Origin of the sequence: Sphingomonas sp. CFBP 13714 (assembly GCF_014842205.1) — a bacterium.
In the GTDB taxonomy this organism is placed as follows: Bacteria; Pseudomonadota; Alphaproteobacteria; order Sphingomonadales; family Sphingomonadaceae; genus Sphingomonas; species Sphingomonas aerolata.
Window position 1 is genome coordinate 394861 of record NZ_JACYVG010000004.1, and the last position, 20798, is coordinate 415658.

At 65.5% G+C, this 20798-nt stretch carries 15 protein-coding genes; 9 read left to right on the forward strand and 6 right to left on the reverse strand.

Going from position 1 to position 20798, the window contains the following annotated elements:
- Window positions 1-21: 21 nt before the first annotated feature.
- The 4 genes from cyoD to IFT54_RS11995 are packed head-to-tail and all read right to left on the reverse strand — an operon-like array spanning window position 22 to window position 4192.
- Window positions 22-423, reverse strand: a complete 402-nt coding sequence (cyoD, locus tag IFT54_RS11980) for a cytochrome o ubiquinol oxidase subunit IV (RefSeq protein WP_031395868.1) — start codon at window positions 421-423, stop codon at window positions 22-24.
- A complete protein-coding gene (cyoC, locus tag IFT54_RS11985; RefSeq protein ID WP_042467557.1) occupies window positions 420-1064 on the reverse strand; it encodes a cytochrome o ubiquinol oxidase subunit III in 645 nt (214 codons plus the stop codon). Before cyoC ends, cyoD begins: the two co-directional genes overlap by 4 nt.
- Before the next feature lie 4 nt (window positions 1065-1068).
- On the reverse strand, window positions 1069-3069 hold the full coding sequence (gene cyoB / locus IFT54_RS11990) for a cytochrome o ubiquinol oxidase subunit I (protein WP_031395866.1): 2001 nt from the start codon (window positions 3067-3069) through the stop codon (window positions 1069-1071).
- A 10-nt stretch (window positions 3070-3079) separates the two neighbouring features.
- Window positions 3080-4192 (reverse strand): ubiquinol oxidase subunit II, encoded by a 1113-nt coding sequence (locus tag IFT54_RS11995; RefSeq protein WP_420894097.1) that lies wholly within the window; start codon window positions 4190-4192, stop codon window positions 3080-3082.
- 319 nt (window positions 4193-4511) lie between these two features.
- Here IFT54_RS11995 and IFT54_RS12000 point away from each other — a divergent pair, with 319 nt between their 5' ends.
- On the forward strand, window positions 4512-5840 hold the full coding sequence (locus tag IFT54_RS12000; protein ID WP_031395864.1) for an MFS transporter: 1329 nt from the start codon (window positions 4512-4514) through the stop codon (window positions 5838-5840).
- A gap of 315 nt (window positions 5841-6155) precedes the next feature.
- Entirely contained in the window at window positions 6156-6536 is a 381-nt protein-coding gene (locus IFT54_RS12005; RefSeq protein ID WP_192070777.1) for a hypothetical protein, read from the forward strand.
- An 18-nt stretch (window positions 6537-6554) separates the two neighbouring features.
- On the opposite strand, the gene glpK is transcribed toward IFT54_RS12005, so the two are convergent.
- Window positions 6555-8048: a glycerol kinase GlpK gene (gene glpK, locus IFT54_RS12010; protein ID WP_192070778.1), complete on the reverse strand. Its 1494-nt coding sequence runs from the start codon at window positions 8046-8048 to the stop codon at window positions 6555-6557.
- Window positions 8049-8137: 89 nt separating this feature from the next.
- Here glpK and IFT54_RS12015 point away from each other — a divergent pair, with 89 nt between their 5' ends.
- Window positions 8138-9721, forward strand: coding sequence for a glycerol-3-phosphate dehydrogenase (locus IFT54_RS12015; RefSeq protein ID WP_192070779.1), 1584 nt, complete (start codon window positions 8138-8140; stop codon window positions 9719-9721).
- On the opposite strand, the gene IFT54_RS12020 is transcribed toward IFT54_RS12015, so the two are convergent.
- A complete protein-coding gene (locus IFT54_RS12020; protein ID WP_192070780.1) occupies window positions 9697-10521 on the reverse strand; it encodes a phosphoheptose isomerase in 825 nt (274 codons plus the stop codon). The genes IFT54_RS12015 and IFT54_RS12020 overlap by 25 nt on opposite strands.
- Window positions 10522-10757: 236 nt before the next feature.
- On the opposite strand from IFT54_RS12020, the gene IFT54_RS12025 reads away from it, so the two are divergent.
- The 6 genes from IFT54_RS12025 (at window position 10758) to IFT54_RS12050 (ending at window position 20683) form a co-directional block, all read left to right on the forward strand.
- Window positions 10758-11726 carry an outer membrane protein assembly factor BamD gene (locus IFT54_RS12025; RefSeq protein WP_107045237.1) on the forward strand — a complete coding sequence of 323 codons (969 nt, stop codon included), beginning with the start codon at window positions 10758-10760 and terminating at the stop codon, window positions 11724-11726.
- Window positions 11727-11944: 218 nt separating this feature from the next.
- Complete coding sequence (recN, locus tag IFT54_RS12030; RefSeq protein ID WP_192070781.1) at window positions 11945-13609, forward strand: DNA repair protein RecN; 1665 nt, start codon at window positions 11945-11947, stop codon at window positions 13607-13609.
- Between the two features lie 41 nt (window positions 13610-13650).
- A complete protein-coding gene (gene ligA, locus IFT54_RS12035; RefSeq protein ID WP_192070782.1) occupies window positions 13651-15795 on the forward strand; it encodes an NAD-dependent DNA ligase LigA in 2145 nt (714 codons plus the stop codon).
- 215 nt (window positions 15796-16010) lie between these two features.
- Window positions 16011-18563 (forward strand): TonB-dependent receptor, encoded by a 2553-nt coding sequence (locus IFT54_RS12040; RefSeq protein WP_192070783.1) that lies wholly within the window; start codon window positions 16011-16013, stop codon window positions 18561-18563.
- Window positions 18564-18746: 183 nt separating this feature from the next.
- The gene (locus IFT54_RS12045) at window positions 18747-19889 is read left to right on the forward strand and encodes a sensor histidine kinase (RefSeq protein WP_082451214.1); all 1143 of its coding nucleotides are present in this window, start codon (window positions 18747-18749) and stop codon (window positions 19887-19889) included.
- Entirely contained in the window at window positions 19886-20683 is a 798-nt protein-coding gene (locus tag IFT54_RS12050) for a LytR/AlgR family response regulator transcription factor (RefSeq protein ID WP_031393111.1), read from the forward strand. Before IFT54_RS12045 ends, IFT54_RS12050 begins: the two co-directional genes overlap by 4 nt.
- Window positions 20684-20798 lie beyond the last annotated feature (115 nt).

Sequence of the window (20798 nt, forward strand, 5' to 3'; positions counted from 1 at the left end):
GCGGCCGGGCATGCCCTGTCATCACATATCTACCGCGGCCTGCATCGGCATCATGTTGGTGTTGAGGTGATACATGACCCAGATCGAGCCGCTGAGCGTGATCACGACGAGGATGATCGTGAAGATCAGCGCCATCATCGTCCAGCCATTCTCGGACTTTCCGTTCATGTGCAGGAAGTAGATCATGTGGACGACGATCTGGATCACCGCGAACAGCATGATCACCAGCGCGGCGGTCGACGGATCCTTGAACGCGCCGGTCATCACGGCCCAGAACGGAATCGCGGTCAGGATGACCGAGAGGAAGAACCCCTTGAGGTAGCTCTTGCGCGTCCCGTGCGACGCGTGGTCGTCACCATGCCCATGATCGTCATGGGCGTGGTCGGCATGCGCGTCGTGCGCGGTGGCGGGGCGGTCGGTCATCGCAGCGAACCCATCAGATAGACGAAGGTGAAGACGCCGATCCAGATGACGTCGAGGAAGTGCCAGAACATGCTGAGGCACATCAGGCGGCGCTTGTTCGCGGCGATCAGGCCGTGCTTCTGCACCTGCACCATCAGCGTGACGAGCCAGATGAAGCCCATCGTCACGTGCAGGCCGTGCGTGCCGACCAGCGTGAAGAAGGACGACAGGAACGCGCTGCGCGTCGGACCCGCGCCCTCATGGATGAGGGTGGCGAACTCGTACATTTCGATCGACAGGAAGGCGAGGCCGAACAGCCCGGTAAAGGCCAGCCACATCTGCATGATGCGCTGACGCCCTTCCTCCATCGACAGCATCGCGAAACCGTAGGTGATCGACGAGAACAGCAGCATCGCAGTGTTCACCGCGACGAGCGGCAGCTCGAAGATCTCCTTGGGCGTCGGTCCGCCGGCATAGCTGGTGCCGAGCACGCCGTAAGCTGCGAACAGCACCGCGAAGATGAGGCAATCGCTCATCAGGTACATCCAGAAGCCCAGCATCGTGCTGCTGCCCTCGGGATGGTGATGCTCTTCGAGCTGGTAGAACGAGAGGGGCTCACCCTTCTCGTCCAGACCGTCCTTCTTCAATGATACCGAAGACATCGCGTCAGGCTCCCTGGGTCGCGAGCATGCGGGTGCGCGCGTCCTCGCTGGCGATCACGTCCTCGACCGGGATGTAGAAGTCGCGCTTGTAGTTGAAAGTGTGGAAGATCGTCGTGGCGAAGATCCCGACCAGCGTCAGACCCGCCAGCCACCACATGTACCAGATCATCGCGAAGCCGAAGGCGATGCTGAGCACGCCCAACACGACGCCGGTACCGGTGTTGCTCGGCATGTGGATCGCGCGGAAGCCGCTGACCGGCCGCTGATGCTTGCGGTCCTTCATGTCGTACCAGGCATCCAGGTCATGGACGACGGGCGTGAACGCGAAGTTATAGTCGGGCGGCGGCGACGAGGTTGCCCATTCGAGCGTCCGGCCGCCCCAGGGATCGCCGGTGTGATCGGCGAGCGCCTCGCGGTTGCGGATGCTGACGAAGATCTGGATCAGGAAGGCAGCGATGCCGACCGCGACCAGTGCTGCACCGAAGGCGGCGATGACGAACCAGATCTGCAGGTTCGGATCGTCGAAATAGCGCATGCGGCGGGTCACGCCCATCAGGCCGAGCACATAGAGCGGCATGAAGGCGAAGTAGAAGCCCGACACCCAGCACCAGAACGACACCTTGCCCCACTTCTCGTCCAGCTTGAAGCCGAACGCCTTCGGGAACCAGTAGTTGATCCCGGCGAACATGCCGAACAGCGTGCCGCCGATGATCACGTTATGGAAATGCGCGACCAGGAACAGCGAGTTGTGCAGCACGAAGTCGGCGGGCGGCACCGCGAGCAGGACGCCGGTCATGCCGCCGATCGTGAAGGTCACCATGAAGGCGATCGTCCACATCATCGGCAGTTCGAACCGGATCCGCCCCTTGTACATGGTGAACAGCCAGTTGAAGATCTTGGCCCCGGTCGGGATCGAGATGATCATCGTGGTGATGCCGAAGAACGAGTTGACGCTGGCCCCCGACCCCATGGTGAAGAAGTGGTGCAGCCAGACGAGATACGACAGGATCGTGATGACGAGCGTCGCATAGACCATCGAGCTGTAGCCGAAGAGGCGCTTGCCCGAGAAGGTCGAGGTGACTTCCGAGAAGATGCCGAACGCCGGCAGGACCAGGATGTAGACCTCGGGGTGACCCCAGATCCAGATCAGGTTGACGTACATCATCGGGTTGCCGCCCGCGTCGTTCGTGAAGAACGCGGTACCGATGTACCGGTCGAGCGACAGCATCGCGAGCACCGCGGTCAGCACCGGGAAGGCGGCGACGATCAGGATGTTGGTGCACAGTGCGGTCCAGGTGAAGATCGGCATCTTCATCATGCCCATGCCGGGCGCACGCATCTTGACGATGGTCGCGACCAGATTGACGCCGGACAAGAGTGTCCCGATGCCCGCGATCTGCAAAGCCCAGATGTAGTAATCGACCCCGACATCGGGCGAATAGGCGATCCCCGACAGCGGCGGCATCGCGAGCCAGCCGGTCCGCGCGAATTCGCCGATGAACAGCGACATCATGACGATCACGGCACCCGCCGCGGTCATCCAGAAGCTGAAATTGTTGAGGAACGGGAAGGACACGTCGCGCGCACCGATCTGGAGCGGGACGACATAGTTCATCAGCCCCGTGACCATCGGCATCGCCACGAAGAAGATCATGATCACGCCGTGCGCGGTGAAGACCTGGTCATAGTGATGCGCGTTGAGATAGCCTTCGCTACCCCCGAACGCCATCGCCTGCTGCAGGCGCATCATGATCGCGTCGGAGAAGCCGCGCAGCAGCATGACGATCGCGAGGATCATGTACATGATCCCGATCTTCTTGTGGTCGACGCTGGTGAACCACTGGTTCCACAGATAGCCCCACACCTTGAAATAGGTGAGCGCGGCCAGCAGCGCGGCACCGCCGATCGCCACCATGCCGAACGTCGCGACGACGATCGGTTCATGCAGCGGCAGCGATTCCAGCGTCAGTCGGCCGAAGATCGTCTTCAATATGGAGTCTGACATGAGCTTTTCTCTAGCCGTTCGCGACGGGGCGCGAGCCCGGCATGGTTGAGGGGGTCAGCATGGTGTGATTGCGGTTGGCAGGCGAGCCGGGCGCGGCGTTGGCGCCGTCGCGTTTTATGTCGGCTGGCGCAGACCAGTGTTTACCGCTCCCCTTTTCGTCGCCGTCCTTCATCAAGCCGCCCTCGGGTCGGGGGCCGGCGTCCTGCGGCCCGCTGCCGCCATTGACGCCGGGCATCGCCATGCCGTCATGCGGGTTCTTGCCCATCATGTCCGACATGCATGGCTTGCCGGGCTTCACGCACTGCTCGACGATCGCCTTGAACAGCGAACTCTCGACACCGCCGAAATAGCGGACCGGCACCTTCTCGCTCGGCTTTTCGAGCTGCATGTAATTCGCACGGTTCAGACCGCCGCCGCCGTTCCGGACCTTCGCGACCCAGGCATCGAAGCCCGCGTCGGACACGCCGTGGAAGCGGAAGCGCATGCCCGAAAAGCCCGCGCCGCTATAGTTGGACGAGAAGCCTTCGTAATTGCCGGGCTTGTTGATCACCGCATGCAGCGTCGTCTCCATCCCGGGCATGGTGTAGATCATGCCGGCGAGCGCAGGGATGTAGAAGGCGTTCATGACCGAGGACGAGGTCATCTTGAACCGCAGCGGGCGATCGACCGGCGCGGCCAGTTCGTTGACCGTGGCGATGCCGTATTCGGGATAGATGAAGAGCCATTTCCAGTCGAGCGCGACGACCTGGACGTCGAGCGGCTTGCCGCCCGTGATCGTCTGCTGGTTACCCGCGAGCTGCCCCACCGGCGTGTTCTCGCCGATATCGCCACTCTGTGCCGAGATGCGGCCGAGCGGACGATAGGGATCGAGCAGATGCGTGCTGGTCCAGGTCAATGCGCCCAGTGCGATGATGATCAGCAGCGGCACGCCCCAGATCAGCAGCTCGAGCCCGACCGAGTGATCCCAGGTCGGCTCGTACTTCGCGCTCTTGTTCGTCTGCCGGTAGTGATAGGCGAAAAACAGCGTCAGCGCGATCACCGGGACGATGATGATGAGCATCAGCCCGGTGGAGATGAGAACCAGGTCACGCTGCTGCACCGCAATATCGCCAGATGGCGACATCACGACCCAGTTGCATCCACTGATCAACAGCGCGGGCAGCAGGGCTGCTGCGCGTAAGAGCCAGGATCGGGGCCTGGAATTCGATAGCTCGGCGGTCATGTACTCGCCCCTACGCCGCTGTTAGATCATTCCATAGTGGACAATTTGTCCAATGGGCGCCGCACTGCAGCAAAGGCATGGCGCTCATGATGCGACAGAGATAGGTCTCTCGGTGTGACTCCGAAAGGCCCTGCCCGCAGTCGACGAAAAGGCGTATGATCGGTGCGCCGTCCGAAAAGGCCATTGGGCGGCGAGCCGCCTCACGGAAGCGAGTTTGAGAATGAGTGCACACGCCGCATCGACGTCTTTTGAAGACGATGCCCGCGATCTTCACGATCACGGGAAAAAGGTGTCGCCGGGCGAGATCGCGATCGGCGTCGTCATTGGACGCACGTCCGAGTTTTTCGACTTTTTCGTCTATGCGATCGCCTCGGTCATCGTCTTCCCGACGCTGGTCTTCCCCTATGTCGACCGGCTGCAGGGGACGATCTACTCGTTCGCGGTCTTCGCGCTCGCCTTCATCGCGCGCCCGCTCGGGTCGGTGATCTTCATCGCGGTCGACCGGCTCTATGGCCGCAGCGCCAAGCTGACGATTGCGCTGTTCCTGCTCGGCACGGCGACCGTGGCGATGGGCTTCCTCCCCGGCTATGCGCAGGTCGGCAACTGGTCGGTCGTGCTGCTGTCGATCCTGCGTATCGCGCAGGGCATCGCGCTCGCAGGTGCCTGGGACGGTCTCGCCTCGCTGCTCTCGCTCAACGCGCCCGAGGGACGCCGCGGCTGGTACGCGATGCTGCCACAGCTTGGCGCGCCGTTCGGCCTGCTGGTGGCCAGCGGCCTGTTCGCCTTCTTTGTCGCGACGCTGCCTGCCGCCGACTTCATCGACTGGGGCTGGCGCTATCCGTTCTTCGTGGCCTTCGCGATCAACGTCGTCGCGCTCTTCGCCCGCCTCCGCCTCGTCGTCACCCCTGAGTTCACGACGCTGTTCGAATCGCGTGCGCTGCAGCCGGCGCCCGTGCTCGACACGATTCGCGCGGAAGGCCGCACCATCGTGCTCGGTGCCTTCGCCCCGCTCGCGAGCTTCGCGCTGTTCCACATGGTGACGGTGTTCCCGCTGTCGTGGATCGTGCTGTTCACGCGCGAGACGCCGGGCCGGTTCCTGACGATCGAGGTGATCGGCGCGGCGATCGGTCTGTGCGCGACGCTCGTTTCCGGGCTGCTGGCCGATCGCATCGGTCGCCGTACGCTGCTCGGCAGCACCGCGGTGCTGATCGCGCTGTTCGCGATCGGCGCGCCGATGCTGCTCGACGGCGGCGCAACCGGTGAGTGGGTGTTCATGATCGTCGGCTTCGCGCTGTTCGGCCTGTCCTTCGGCCAGTCGTCGGGCTCGCTCGCGACCAGCCTCGGCAAGACGCACCGCTATACCGGCTCGGCGCTGACGACCGATCTGGCCTGGCTGTTCGGTGCGGGCTTCGCCCCGCTCGCCGCGTTGCTCCTGTCGAGCAAGCTCGGCCTCGCTGCCAGCGGCGCCTATCTGTTCTCGGGTGCGGTCTGCACGCTGATCGCGCTTGGCGTGAACAAGGAACTGGCGAAGCGCGCCAACGAAGGCTGAGCCAACCCCCGGGCCGGCTTACAGCTGCCCGCCAATCCAAACTGCACGACTGACGTCACCCGCCGCACCCGCGGCGGGTGACGTTACGGTTTCAGGCCCTGTCAAAACCCTACTCGTCGGTACAAAAGGCGATTGACGCCCGCCCGCGCTTACTATACCGAGCGGTATCGAAGACGATCGGGGTCCAGGGATCCTGCTCCGGTCTTCACCTACTGATGATTTTGCTGCCGCCCCGAAGCGCTGCACCACAATTTGACCTGTTCCCACGCGGCACCTTCGCCGCGTGCCCCTTTGTCCATCCGAAGAGACCCGACCATGGCCTATCTCGACCTCGACAACCTGTTCGCCGCCCCCGTCGCCAGCCGGCCGACGATCAGCGCCGCGCAGACCGAAGGCCGGGCCGGGTTCACGCAGCTCGAATGGCACGTCATCATGCTGGCCAAGCAAGACGGCCTGCGCAGCCTGGCGGTGCCGGGACGGCTGGACCGCGCGCTGCGGACGATCTTCGGCCTGTCCGAGCGTTCGCCGTTGGCCGACCCGCGGCTCGAGGCGCTGCGTCGGCTCGCGGTCCATGCGTGGCGCCACGGCTTCGCGCTGCCGGTCGCCGAGATCGAGCGGTTCCTCGCCGCCGGGTTCCATCGCGGCCAGATCGAAGTCCTGGTCCAGCGCGTGACGGGCCTGCGCGTCGCATCCTAAGTAATATCCGGCCGGTCGTCAGTCCGCACTGAGCGCCTTGCGTAACGCGGCGTGCCAGCCGGCGATCAGCACGGCGCGGTCGCTCGCCGCCATGCGCGGTTCGAAACACGCCCCCCGCCGCCACGTCTGCGACAACGCATCCAGATCGGGCCAGACGCCGGTCGCCAGCCCCGCATGGAACGCCGCGCCCAGCGCGGTCGTCTCGAGATGCGTTGGCCGCTCGACCGGTGTCTCGAGCATGTCCGCGAGAAACTGACACAGCCAGTCGTTCGCCGCCATGCCGCCGTCGATCCTGAGCGTCGCGGGCGCCGCGCCGCCGTCCGCGACCATCGCCTGCGCCAGATCGAGCGTCTGATAGCCGACCGCCTCGAGCGCGGCGCGTGCGAGATGCGCGCCCGTCGCGCCCAGCGTCAGCCCGGTGATGAGCCCGCGCGCGTCGGGATCCCAGTGCGGCGCGCCCAGCCCGACAAAGGCGGGGACCATGTAGACGCCGTGGCTGTCGGGAACCTCGGTCGCCATGTCGTGCGTCTGGTGCGCGCTGGTGATCACGCCGAGCCCGTCGCGCAGCCACTTGACCGCCGCGCCGGCGACGAAGATCGATCCCTCCAGCGCATAGGTCATCTGCCCGTTCAGCCGATAGGCGGGCGTGGTCAGCAACCGGTGGTCGGACGCGATCGCCGTGTCGCCGGTGTTGAGCAGCATGAAACATCCCGTTCCATAGGTCGACTTGACCATGCCGCGCGCGAAGCAGGCTTGGCCGAACAACGCCGCCTGCTGATCCCCCGCCATTCCCGCGATCGGAATCGGGACGTCGAACAACCCCGGTGCGGTCGTGCCGAACACATGGCTGTTGTCGTGCACCTCGGGCAGCATCGCCGGTGGCACGCGCAGCAGCCGGCAAAGCGCGTCATCCCAGTCCTGTCGGCGAATGTCATAGAGGAGCGTGCGCCCGGCATTGGTCACGTCGGTGGCATGCACCGCGCCGCCGGTGAGCCGCCACAGCAGGAAACAGTCGATCGTGCCAAAGGCGAGCTGCCCTTTGTCCGCGCGCGCCCGCGCACCCGGCACGGTGTCGAGGATCCACGCGATCTTGGTCGCGGAGAAATAGGGATCGAGCCGCAAGCCGGTCTTGTCGCGGACCATCTGTTCCGCGCCCTCGGCCTTCAGGCTCTGACACACGTCTGCGGTGCGGCGATCCTGCCACACGATCGCGGGGTAGATCGGCGTGCCCGTCGCGCGATCCCAGACGATAACGGTTTCGCGCTGGTTGGTGATACCGATCGCCGCGATGTCGCGCGCGGGCACGCCGCCGCGTGCGATCGCCTCGCGCGCGGTCGCCAGCGTGTCGCGCCATATGTCCTCGGGGTCATGCTCGACCCAGCCAAGTCGCGGATAATGCTGCGCGAATTCGCGCTGCGCCGTCGCGACCGGTCTGGCCGTCGCATCGAACAGGATGCTGCGCGTCGATGTCGTACCCTGATCGATCGCGAGGACGTGCGTGGCTTGGCCCATGCGGCTCTCCTTTGCGACCGCTCTAGGCCGCCCCACCGCCCCGCGTCGAGGCTAGCCACCGGTCGGCCCGCGGTGGTAAACGGGAGACGATGATGAAAACGCCCGCGAAATTCGACGTCGACCTGTTGATCGTCGGTGGCGGCATCAACGGCACCGGGATCGCGCGCGATGCTGCCGGGCGCGGACTGTCGGTCCTGCTGGTCGAGCAGGACGATCTCGCCAGCCATACCTCGTCAGCCAGCACCAAGCTGATCCATGGCGGGCTGCGCTATCTCGAATATGGCGAACTCCGGCTGGTGCGTGAGGCGCTGATCGAACGCGAGCGGCTGCTGGCGATCGCGCCGCACATCATCTGGCCGCTGCAGTTCGTCCTGCCGCAGACGCATTCGCCGCGTCCTGCCTGGATGGTCCGGCTCGGGCTGTTCCTCTACGACCATCTGGGCGGCCGCAAGATCCTGCCCGCGACGCGGACCGTGCGTCTCGACCGCGATCCGCTGGGCGACGGGCTGAAACCCGGCGCGACGCGCGCTTTCGTCTATTCGGATTGCTGGGTGGAGGACAGCCGGCTGGTCGTCCTCAACGCGCGCGACGCGGCAGAGCGCGGCGCGACGATCCTGACGCGCACCCAGCTGGTCGCGGCGACCCGACGGGACGGCGGCTGGTCCGCGACGATCGCCGATGCGCAGGGCGAGCGCACCGTCACCGCCCGCGTGCTCGTCAACGCGGCGGGACCCTGGGTCGCCGATGTGCTGGGGAAGGTGCCCGATTCGCGCCGCGACCGCGGCGTCCGGCTGATCAAGGGCAGCCACATCGTCGTGCCGCGCCTCTATGCGGGCGATCACGCCCTGCTGTTGCAGAACCCGGACAAGCGCGTCGTCTTCGCGATTCCCTATGAAGGTCGCTTCACGCTGATCGGCACCACCGACGAGGCGTGGCAGGGCGCGCCCGGCCCCGCGACGATCGACGCCGCCGAGACCGCCTATCTGTGCGACACCATCGACCGGTATTTCCAGCGTGGCATCACCCCCGCCGACATCGTGTGGAGCTATTCGGGGATCCGCCCGCTCTACGACGATCACGCGGCCAGTGCGTCGGCGGTGACACGCGACTATGTGCTAGATCTCGACGCCGCGGAGGATCGCGCCGCGATGCTGAGCATCTTCGGCGGCAAGATCACGACCTATCGCAAGCTCGCCGAGCACGCGCTGATTCAGCTTGCCCCCTTCTTCCCCGATCGAAACACGGACCTGACAAAAAGCTGGACCGCGACGATCGCGCTGCCCGGTGGCGATCTGCCCGAGAGCAATTTCGACCGGTATCTCGAAGCGCTGATCCGGGCGTACCCCGACCTGCCGACTGAACTGCTGCGCCGACTCGGCCGCGCCTACGGGACGCGGGTGGACCGGATCCTCGGTGCGGCGCGCACCACCGCCGAGCTTGGCGAGGATTTCGGCGCGGGGCTTCATGCTGCCGAGATCGACTATCTCGTCGATCAGGAATGGGCGCGGTCGGCGGCCGACATCCTCTATCGCCGCAGCAAGCTCGGGCTGCACGTACCCGCCGACGCCGCCGCACGGATCGACGTATATCTGGCCGGTCGCATCGATGGGGCGGCGGGAGGCGCACCGCCCCCCGCCGCAGCGCCCGATCAGATCCGCGTGTCGCCCGCATAGGCGAACAGCAGGTCGGCATCGTCGCTGGCCTCGATCCGCTCGGACCCGGTCACGGTGACGCATTCGCCCGCCTTGAACACGACGCCCGCGACGCTGCCCGTTCCGGTGATCGGGATCAGCCAGGCGGTCCGCCCTTCAGGAAGGGTCACCGCATGCTCGCCACCGGTCCAGCGCTCGAGCACGAACTTGGGGCCTTCGACCTGGATCGTCCGACCTTCGGAGACGACGCCCGGCGACGTGATCGGCTGATAGGGCACCGGATCCGAGACCGCGATGCCGTCGTCGAGGTGTAGTTCGCGGTCGCTGCCATAATCATAGAGGCGATAGGTGGTTTCCGAATTCTGCTGAACCTCGATCACCGTCAGGCCGCCGCCGATCGCGTGGATCGTGTCGGAGGCGCAGTACATGAAATCGCCCGCCTTGACCGGCTTCCAGTAAAGCTTGTCCTCGATCGTGCCGTCGATCGCGGCCGCGCACAGGTCGTCGCGCGACATCGGCGCCTTGGTGCCGACGGCGATCGTCGAATCGGGTTCGGCGGCCAGCACCGTCCAGCATTCGTCCTTACCTCGTGGCAGGCCGCGCGCATGCGCCTGGTCGTCGTCGGGATGGACCTGCACCGACAACTTCTCGCTGGTGAACAGATATTTGATCAGCAGATCGGGGGTCGTGTCGCCGGGTTCCTGGAACCAGACCTCGCCGATCGCCGGCGCATCCGGGGCGGGATCGTCAAAGCCGGGCCACAGCGTGTGGCGTCCCCAGGGCTTCTCGACACGATGGGTGTGAAGCAGGGTGGCGGGCATCAAACGTTCCTTCTCAAGGCTGGCGGACTGGCGCGACATAGCGCCCCGGGGCCCAACTGGCGAGACGCCGGGAATGTCCCGTCGTCGACGCGGCATCGCGCCAGGCGTATCGCGCCCGTCGACCGGTGAATTGTGGCTGAATAGACCGCCCCGAAGGCCGCTGCTTCAGACGCCTCCAAACCCCCTCGCTAGGGGGGATTGTTCGCGTGCCCCCGGTTACGCTAAGGACGACGTCCATGCGTATCCCCCAGTCTCGCGCGCTCTCGATCGCGCTCCTCGCCGCCATAGCGCTCCCCATGGCCGGGTGCGCGAGTTCGCGCACCTCCACCGACATCCCGTATGTCGCGCGCGACGTGGGCACGCTCTACTCGCTGGCGAAGAAGCGGCTCGACCAGGGGCGCTACAAGGAATCGGCGCAGCTGTTCGACGAGGTCGAGCGCCAGCATCCCTATTCGATCTGGGCCCGCCGCGCGCAGATCATGAGTGCGTTCAGCTATTATCTCGACACCGATTATACCAAGTCGATCCAGTCGGCGCAGCGGTTCATCGCGGTCCACCCGGGCAACCGCGACGCGCCTTATGCCTATTACCTGATCGCGCTGGGCTATTACGAGCAGATCACCGACGTCACGCGCGACCAGAAGATCACGCGCCAGGCGCTCGACGCACTGGGCGAGCTGACACGGCGCTATCCCAACACGCGCTATGCGTCGGATGCGCGGCTGAAGATCGATCTCGTCAACGATCACCTTGGCGGCAAGGAGATGGAGATCGGTCGCTTCTACGAGACGCGCGGCCAGTGGCTCGCGGCGAACGGGCGGTTCCGCACCGTGATCGACCAGTATCAGCAGACCACGCACACCCCCGAGGCGCTGATGCGTCTGACCGAAACCTATCTCGCGCTCGGCGTCCCGGTCGAGGCCGAGAAGGCCGCGGCCGTGCTGGGTCGCAACTATCCGGGCACGCCCTGGTATCAGCGTGCGTACAAGCTCATGCAGGAGCATCCGGTCAAGCCGCTGGCGCCGATCGCGACGGGCGCGCAGATCGTCCCCGCCGGCACCCCCGGCGCGCTCCCCGCCGCTGGCCTCGGCGAGACCCCGGCAATCCCGGGCTCGCCCGGCAATGGCGGCTCTGGTTCCGCTGCGGCAGGCGGGTCGGGCCCGGTCGGCCCCGCCGGCACCACGCGCACCACGCCCGGCAACTAAGGACATAGGGGCGCGGCCCCTGCCCCCGAGCAACGTCATCCTGACGAAAGTCAGGACCCAGAGCCATTAACGGCACGCTCGTAACCCTGGGTCCTGACGTTCGTCAGGATGACGATTGGCGTCGCGCGCTTCGAAATGACGAACGGCCCCTAGCCCCGCTGACGAACCAGAACATTGGGGGATCATTTTCGCATCCGGATCGTCTAAGGGACGAACCGATGCTGACAGAACTCTCCATCCGCGACGTGGTATTGATCGAGGCGCTCGACCTCGGCTTCGGCCCGGGGCTCGGCGTGCTGACCGGCGAGACCGGCGCGGGCAAATCCATCCTGCTCGATGCGCTCGGACTTGCGCTCGGCGGCCGCGGCGACAGCGGACTGGTCCGGCATGGTGCTGCGCAGGCGGTGGTGACCGCGACCTTCGACCCGCCCGCCCCCGGCACGCCGCTGATGGCGCTGCTCGATGAGAACGGGCTGACGATCGAGGCGGGCGAACCGCTGATCATCCGCCGCATCGTCAAGGCCGATGGCGGCAGCCGCGGCTTCGTCAACGACCAGCCGGCCTCCGCCGGGCTGCTGCGCGAGATGGCGCCGACGCTGGTCGAGATCCACGGCCAGCATGACGAGCGCGGCCTGCTCAACCCGCGCGGCCACCGCGCGCTGCTGGACATTTTCGGCCGTACCGAACCCGCCGCGACGACCCGCGCCTGGACCGCACTGCGCGAGGCCGAGGACGCGCTGGCGACCGCCCGCGCGGATATCGAGAGCGCGGCGCGCGACCGCGACTGGCTCGAACACACCGTCGCCGAACTGACCGCGCTGGGGGCCGAACCCGGTGAGGAGGAGACGCTCGCCGATACCCGCCGTTCGATGCAGCGCGCGGAGAAGATCGCGGACGACCTGTCGGCGATCGACGACTATCTCGAAGGGTCGGATGGCGGGCTCGCCAAGCTGCGCCAAGCCGCGCGCGTGCTGGAGCGGATTTCGGGCGATCATGTCGCGCTGGCCGACGCGCTCGCCGCGGTCGATCGCGCGGTGATCGAGGGATCGGTCGCCGAGGAACGGATGCGCGATGCGCGGATCGACCTCGCCTATGACCCGCGCAGCCTCGAGGATGACGAGGCGCGGCTGTTCGAACTCCGCGCGATGGCACGCAAGCATCGCGTCCAGCCCGATGACCTCGCCGCGCTGACCGACGAGATGCGCGCCCGGCTCGAACGACTCGACGCGGGCGAAGGCGGTATCGCGGTGCTCGAGGCAGCGCTTGCCAAGGCGCGCGCCGCCTACGACAAGGCCGCGGACGCGCTCTCGGCCCGCCGTGCCAAGGCTGCGCTGCGACTCGACACTGCGGTCGCGGGCGAACTCGCGCCGCTGAAACTCGACGCCGCCCGCTTCCGCACCGTCTGCGCCCCGCTCGGCGAGGAGGGCTGGTCGGGCGCGGGCAAGGACCGTGTCGAGTTCGAGATCTCGACCAACCCCGGCGCGCCGTTCGCCGGCCTCACCAAGATCGCCAGCGGCGGCGAATTGTCGCGCTTCATCCTCGCCTTGAAGGTCGCGCTCGCGGAGGAAGGCGGCGCGACGACGATGGTGTTCGACGAGATCGACCGCGGCGTCGGTGGCGCGGTCGCCAGCGCGATCGGCGAGCGACTCGCACGGCTCGCGCAGAGCACGCAGCTGCTCGTCGTCACGCACAGCCCGCAGGTCGCGGCGCGCGGCGCCAAGCATTTGCTGATCGCCAAGAGCAACGACGGCACCGTCACGCGCACCGGGGTCCGCGCGCTCGACGAGGCCGAACGCCGCGAGGAGATCGCACGCATGCTCTCGGGCGCGACGATCACCGATGAGGCGCGCGCGCAGGCCGAACGACTGCTGGAAACCGCCTGACACTCTTGCCGCGCGCGGGGCAGCTGCCTAACCCCGCGATAATGACCGCGCTGCCCACGTTCGCCCTTCCCGCCACCGAAGCGGAGGCCGCCGCCGAGCTGGCGACGCTCGCCGAGCGTATCGCCTATCACAATGCGCGCTATCACACCGACGACGCGCCCGAGATCAGCGACGCGGAGTATGACGCGCTGGTCCGCCGAAACACCGCGATCGAGACCGCCTTCCCCGCGAGCGTCCGCGCCGATTCGCCGAGCCGCAGTGTCGGCGCCGCCCCCGCCGGGCATCTGTCGAAGGTCGCGCACGCCAAACCGATGATGAGCCTCGACAACGCGTTTTCGGACGCGGAGGTCGAGGAGTTCGTCGGCCGCGTCCGCCGCTTCCTGAAGCTCGCCGACGACGCCCCCGTCGCGCTCACCGCCGAGCCCAAGATCGACGGCCTGTCATGCTCGCTGCGCTACGAGGACGGCCGGCTGGTCCAGGCGCTGACCCGCGGCGACGGCCAGGTCGGCGAGGACGTCACCGCCAATGTCCGCACGATCGCCGACATCCCGCAGCAACTGGCCGGCGAGCCCCCCTACCCTGCGGTCTTCGAGATCCGCGGCGAGGTCTACATGGCCAAGGCCGACTTCGCCGCGCTCAACGCCCGCCTGCTCGCGGACGCCGAGCAGACCGGCAAGGAGGCGCGCCAGTTCGCCAACCCCCGCAACGCCGCCGCCGGCTCGCTCCGCCAGAAGGACGCCGGGATCACCGCCGAACGCACGCTGCGATTCCTCGCGCATGGCTGGGGCGAGGCGAGCACCGTCCCCGCGGAAACACAGTCCGCGATCGTCGACCAGTTCCGCGCCTGGGGCTTCGCGGTCGCCGACGCCTTCGCGCGCGTCGAGGACGAACAGGGCGCGCTCGGAATCTACCGTGCGATCGAGGCCGGCCGGGCCGAGCTCCCCTTCGACATCGACGGCGTCGTGTACAAGGTCGACCGGCTCGACTGGCAGGCGCGACTCGGCCAGGTCGCGCGCGCACCGCGCTGGGCGATCGCGCACAAATTCCCTGCCGAGCGCGCGCAGACCACGCTCAACGCGATCGACATCCAGGTCGGGCGCACCGGCGCGCTGACCCCGGTCGCGCGACTCGACCCCGTCACCGTCGGCGGCGTCGTCGTCACCAATGCGACGCTCCACAATTTCGACGAGATCGAAAGGCTCGGCGTCCGCGTCGGCGACCGCGTCCTCGTCCAGCGTGCGGGCGACGTCATCCCGCAGATCGTCGAGAGCCTGACCGTCGCCGAGGATCGCCCCGCCTATGTCTTCGACCGGCTCTGCCCCGAGTGCGGGTCGGCCGCCGAGCGCGAGGAGGGTGAGGTCGTCTATCGCTGCACCGGCGGGCTGATCTGCCCCGCACAACGTGTCGAGCGGCTCATCCATTTCACCTCGCGCCACGCCTTCGACATTGGCGGGCTCGGCCAGACCCTGGTCGAGGCGTTCTTCCGCGATGGCCTGATCGAATCGCCCGCCGACATCTTCCGCCTGACCGAGGAGCAGCTGGTCGCGCGCAAGAAAGACGGTCGCGTCTGGGCGGCCAAGCTGATCGCGGCTATCGACGCGCGCCGCCAGATCGCGCTCGACCGGTTCCTCTTCTCGCTCGGCATCCGCCATGTCGGCGAGATCACCGCACGCGACCTCGCGCGCCGCTATCGCTCGGCCAAGGCGCTCGGCAGCATGCTGCGCCGCGCGGTGTTCCTGTATCACAGCATCACGCCGGTGATCGGCGAGCCCGAGCGCAAATATGTCCTGCGCCGCGACAAGCTGCTCGTCGGGGTGATCGAGACGGCGGGCGTCGGCCCCGAGGTCGCCAACGCGCTGATCGGCTTCTGCGCCGAGCCGCACAACCGCGCGGTCGTGTTCGACCTGCTGCGCGAGGTGACGCCCGCCGACGTCGTCCACGAAACCCGCGATTCGGACGTCAGCGGCCAGACGCTGGTCTTCACCGGCAGCCTCGAGACGCTCAGCCGCGATGAGGCCAAGGCGCAGGCCGAGCTGCTCGGCGCTCGCGTCGCGGCGTCTGTCTCGGCCAAGACCGACCTCGTCATCGCCGGCCCCGGCGCGGGGTCGAAGCTGAAGAAGGCAACCGACCTCGGGATTCGCGTGATCACCGAGGCGGAATGGGCGGCGATCGTCGCGGCGAGCTGAACGCGCAACGCCTCACGCACTTGATCGAGATTGGTTCCGTGGCGGACCAATCGATGCCGGGCCGTGGCTTTTTTGCAACGCAATATGACGGAGTGCGTCCGGCGCAACTCGCGACTCGCCAATGTCATGGAACCGAAATATTTGGAGCGCAGGGGCGCGACTGACCGAACGATACGTCGCGGATCTCGAGCATAAGCTCAAAGGGGACATTTCAAATGCGTAACAACCTTTTCCTGGGTGCGGCGGCCGTCGCGCTCATGGCCCCAGCCAGCGCTTTCGCGCAGTCGACGGCAACGGCCGAGGTAGAGAACGATATTGTCGTTAGTGGGACGCGCGCACAGCCGAACATCAACGGGATTCAATCGCCGGATACGCCCAAGGCAAAGGCAGTCATCACGCAGGAGCTGATCGAGCGCCGGACGCCCGGCCAGACGATTTTGGACACGATCAACCTCGTCCCAGGCGTCAGCTTCACCAACAGCGACCCCTATGGTGGTTCGGGTGGCCAGCTGCGCATCCGTGGCTTCAGCGGTGACCGCGTTTCCCTGACGTTCGACGGCATCCCGCTGAACGATTCCGGCAACTATTCGATCTATTCGAACCAGCAGCTCGATCCGGAACTGATCGAACAGGTCAACGTCAATTTTGGCGCGACGGACGTCGACTCGCCGACCGCCAGCGCCTCTGGCGGCACGGTCAACTATCGTTCGCTCACGCCGACGGACCAGATCGGTGCGGTCGGGGCATTCTCCCATGGCACGAACGACATGAACCGCGCGTTCGTCCTGCTGAATACCGGTACGCTGACGTCGTTCGGAACCAAGGCATGGGTTTCAGCCAGCACGCAGCGCTACGATCAGTTCCGCGGTTTCGGAAAGATCGACAAGCAGCAGTTTAACGGCAAGATCTACCAGCCGATCGGTAGCGGTCGCGACTTCATATCGGTTGCTGCGCACTATAACCAGAACCGCAACAGCTCATACAGCAATCCCACGATCGGAAACATCCGGACGCGTCTGGCGACTGGCGGCACGACCATCCCGGCGGCAACCACGATCACGCCAGCTACGCCCTACACGCTCGACCTGAGCAACTCGCAATATGACTATGTGTTCGACGACACGTCGTCCACCTACCTGTACGACTATACGTGCAACCTTGCCTCGGCGAACGGTGGCGCAGGTCAGCAGAGCGATCGCAACGCGTGTGGCAACGTCCGGACAACGGCGATCAATCCGTCCAACACGGGCAATGTCCGCGTCAACTCCCGTTTCGGCATCACGGACAAGCTGACCTTCACCTTCGACGGCGCTTACAGCTTCACGCGCGCCAATGGCGGCGGCTCGGCGCTGTTCGCTGAAAGCAATGCGGCAGCAACAGCTGCAAACGGCACTTACGCTCAGCAATATCAGCGCGTCGGCGCCGGCATCGCAGCCGGAGCGGATCTGAATGGCGACGGCGACACGTCCGACCTCGTGCGCGTCTATTGGCCATCGAACACCCGTACGCAGCGCTTCACCGCTATCGCCAACCTGCGCTACGAGTTCGACTCGCACAATGCGGTTCGTCTTGCCTACACTTGGGATCGCGCGCGGCATCGTCAGACCGGTGAAGCTAGCCGCCTGGACGTCACGGGTCAGCCCTTCGAAGTCTTCAGCGCCCTGGACGGCGAAGGCCAATACGCAATCGAAGATGCTGCAGGCAACGTCCTGAACAAGCGCAATCGGTTGTCCTACGCAATCCTGCACCAGATTTCGGGGGAGTATCGCGGCACCTTCTTCGAGGACAAGCTCGACGTCACCCTCGGTGTTCGCGCCCCGTTTTTCCGTCGCAACCTGACCAACAATTGTTACACGATCGCTGGCAACTCGAGCGACGCGTATTGCACCTCGCAGACGGCTGCACAGGTTGCGGCAAATGCCACGACCGCCGCCTTCGGCCTGCCGTACAAGAACCGTATCAAGGCCTATGATGCCGTGCTGCCCAACGTTGGGTTCACCTATAGCATTTTCGATCATCTGAGCACCTTCGGCAGCTATGCGAAGGGTGTTTCGGTTCCCAAGACCGACAACCTCTACTCATTCGACGACGTGAAGATCGCACCCGTCGCAGAAGTGCAGCCGGAAAAGACCGACTCGTTCGATCTGGGCCTGCGGTACAGCTCGCGGATCATCCAGGCGCAGGTGGCAGCCTGGTATATTTCGTATAAGAACCGCATCATCAGCTCGACAGTGCAGCTCGAGGGTGGCGGTACGCAAAGCCTCGACCGCAACGTCGGCAAGGTCGAGAGCAAGGGTATCGACGCCAGCCTCGGAATTCAGCCGATCAAGCACGTTTCGCTCTACGGTTTCGTATCCTATCTCGACTCCGAGCTTAAGAATGATGCCACCAATCCGCTGACCGGAGAGGTTCTCGTCGCCACGAAGGGCAAGTTCGTCGTCGAGACGCCCGAGTGGCAGTATGGTGGTCGTGCGCAGGTCTCGTTCGATCCGGTGTCGGTCGGTGCGCAGGTCAAGCATACGGGCAGCCGCTGGATTACCGACGTCAACGATCTCCGTGCGGCAGGCTATACCGTCGTTGATCTCGACGCCCGGCTCGATCTGAAGATGTTCGGTCTCGACAACACTTTCTTCCAGCTGAACGTGTCCAACCTGCTGAAGGAGCGTTACTTCGGCAACCTGAGCACGAACACGATCGCGTCGAACAATCCGCGCCTCACCTTTGGTGCGCCGCGGACCTTCATCGGATCGGTGCATTTCGGCTTTTAAAAGCTGCGCCACACGTATGTAGATTAAAAGCCATCGTCCCACCCGGGACGATGGCTTTTTATTGCAAAACGGCGCCGCTGATTTGGGAGTGGCGCCCACACGACCAGCCGTTCCGATCGCCATCGCGATAGAGGACCCAGCTTTTGCGCCCGCCGCCGCCCGCGTGTAAGACCGCGGCCAATCATGGCCAGTTCTTCCGCACCGCCCCCTGCCCCCGCCCCCGGCGCCGCGCCGCGCCTGCCCTTTTCCGCGCGGCCGTTCTTCGAGAACAAGGCGCGCGCGTTCTGGACGCTGCAGGCGGTGGGCTGGAGCGGCTATCTGATGTTGCGCGGCGTGTCGTCGGTGTCGAATGGCCTTACGCTCACCTCGATCATCCCGGTCATCATCGAGGCGATCGTCGGCTATTGCATCACGCTGCTGCTCTCGACGCTCTATGGCTATTACCGCCGCATCCCGCGCGTGATCGGGCTGTTCCTGACGATCGCGACGCTGGCAGCGGCGACGTTTCTCTATGCGGTGCTCGACGCCTTTTCCTTCTCGTTCATCCAGACCGCGACGCCGGGGATCACGATCACCCGCATGCTCGGCTTCGTGTTCCTCAACTTCGTCACGCTGGCGGGCTGGTCGGCGCTGTATTTCGGGATCAACTTCTACCTGATCGTCGAGGAGCAGATCGATCAGATGCAGCATCTGGAGAATCAGGCCTCCTCGGCGCAGCTGGCGATGCTGCGCTATCAGCTCAACCCGCATTTCCTGTTCAACACGCTGAACTCGATCTCGACGCTCGTGCTGCTCAAACAGACCGAGCGGGCGAACGCGATGCTGTCGCGGCTGTCGTCGTTCCTGCGCTACACGCTGGCCAATGAGCCGACCGCGCACGTCACCGTCGCGCAGGAGATGGAGACGCTGAAGCTGTATCTCGAGATCGAGAAGATGCGGTTCGAGGACCGGATGCGGCCCAAATTCGACATCGACCCCCGCGCCGAACGCGCCCGCCTGCCCTCGCTTCTGCTGCAACCGCTGGTCGAGAATGCGATCAAATATGCGGTCACGCCGCAGGAGGAAGGCGCCGAAATCTGCGTCACGGTGCGGCTGGCCGGGGAACGGGTGCAGATCGCCGTATCCGATACCGGACCGGGCTTGATCGAGGGGCGGATCAGTCCAAGCCTTTCAACAGGCGTCGGGCTCGCTAATATTAGAGACAGGTTGGCGCAGGCATATGGCCCCGACCATCGTTTTGAAACCCGCTCCACGCCCGCTGGCGGCTTCTCGGTCGAGATCGAGATTCCCTACCAGCTTGAAGACGTGAACAGAGAGGCCGCATGACCATCCGTACCATTCTCGTCGACGACGAGCCGCTGGCGATCCAGGGGCTCGAACTCCGCCTCCAGGCGCATGAAGACGTCGAGATCATCGAAAAATGCTCGAACGGCCGCGAGGCGATTCGCGCTATCAAGACGCACAAGCCCGATCTCGTCTTCCTCGATATCCAGATGCCCGGCTTTGACGGCTTCTCCGTCGTCCAGGGGCTGATGGAGGTCGAACCACCGCTGTTCGTGTTCGTCACCGCCTATTCGGACCACGCGCTGCGCGCGTTCGAGGCGCAGGCGGTCGATTATCTGATGAAGCCGGTCGAGGAATCGCGGCTCGCCGATACGATCGAACGCGTCCGCCAGCGCCTGTCGGAAAAGCGCGGCGTCGAGGAGGTCGACCGTCTGCGCGAAGTGCTCGCCGACGTCGCTCCCGATGCCGCCGCCGACATGCCGGACGGCGATGCGGTGTCCGCCAACCGCTTCGAAAAGCTCATCAACATCAAGGATCGCGGCCAGATCTTTCGCGTCGACGTCGACACGATCGAGCGGATCGACGCGGCCGGCGACTATATGTGCATCTACACCGGCGACAACACGCTGATCCTGCGCGAAACGATGAAGGATCTGGAGAAGCGCCTAGACCCGCGCCGGTTCCAGCGCGTGCACCGCTCGACGATCGTGAACCTGGATCTGGTGAAGCAGGTGAAGCCGCATACCAACGGCGAATGCTTCCTCGTGCTCAATTCGGGGGCCAGCGTGAAGGTGTCGCGGTCGTATCGCGACGTCGTGGCGCGCTTCGTTCACTAGAACGCGGCGGGTCGTCTCCCGCCGCTCCATACTCCCTCCCGTCATCCTAACGAAAGTCAGGATGACGGGAGGGCGAGAGGCGCCGCCCCGCGATCGGCGCTGCCCCACCTCGCCC

What these genes read in the sequence shown, in the direction of transcription:
- IFT54_RS12000 (WP_031395864.1), top strand. Translation starts at nt 4,512, where the DNA reads ATGAGTGCACACGCCGCATCGACGTCTTTTGAAGACGATGCCCGCGAT.
- IFT54_RS11995 (WP_420894097.1), bottom strand. Translation starts at nt 4,192, where the DNA reads ATGTCGCCATCTGGCGATATTGCGGTGCAGCAGCGTGACCTGGTTCTC.
- IFT54_RS12025 (WP_107045237.1), top strand. Translation starts at nt 10,758, where the DNA reads ATGCGTATCCCCCAGTCTCGCGCGCTCTCGATCGCGCTCCTCGCCGCC.
- recN (WP_192070781.1), top strand. Translation starts at nt 11,945, where the DNA reads ATGCTGACAGAACTCTCCATCCGCGACGTGGTATTGATCGAGGCGCTC.
- IFT54_RS12040 (WP_192070783.1), top strand. Translation starts at nt 16,011, where the DNA reads ATGCGTAACAACCTTTTCCTGGGTGCGGCGGCCGTCGCGCTCATGGCC.
- IFT54_RS12005 (WP_192070777.1), top strand. Translation starts at nt 6,156, where the DNA reads ATGGCCTATCTCGACCTCGACAACCTGTTCGCCGCCCCCGTCGCCAGC.
- IFT54_RS12045 (WP_082451214.1), top strand. Translation starts at nt 18,747, where the DNA reads ATGGCCAGTTCTTCCGCACCGCCCCCTGCCCCCGCCCCCGGCGCCGCG.
- ligA (WP_192070782.1), top strand. Translation starts at nt 13,651, where the DNA reads ATGACCGCGCTGCCCACGTTCGCCCTTCCCGCCACCGAAGCGGAGGCC.
- cyoC (WP_042467557.1), bottom strand. Translation starts at nt 1,064, where the DNA reads ATGTCTTCGGTATCATTGAAGAAGGACGGTCTGGACGAGAAGGGTGAG.
- IFT54_RS12015 (WP_192070779.1), top strand. Translation starts at nt 8,138, where the DNA reads ATGATGAAAACGCCCGCGAAATTCGACGTCGACCTGTTGATCGTCGGT.
- cyoD (WP_031395868.1), bottom strand. Translation starts at nt 423, where the DNA reads ATGACCGACCGCCCCGCCACCGCGCACGACGCGCATGCCGACCACGCC.
- glpK (WP_192070778.1), bottom strand. Translation starts at nt 8,048, where the DNA reads ATGGGCCAAGCCACGCACGTCCTCGCGATCGATCAGGGTACGACATCG.
- IFT54_RS12020 (WP_192070780.1), bottom strand. Translation starts at nt 10,521, where the DNA reads ATGCCCGCCACCCTGCTTCACACCCATCGTGTCGAGAAGCCCTGGGGA.
- IFT54_RS12050 (WP_031393111.1), top strand. Translation starts at nt 19,886, where the DNA reads ATGACCATCCGTACCATTCTCGTCGACGACGAGCCGCTGGCGATCCAG.
- cyoB (WP_031395866.1), bottom strand. Translation starts at nt 3,069, where the DNA reads ATGTCAGACTCCATATTGAAGACGATCTTCGGCCGACTGACGCTGGAA.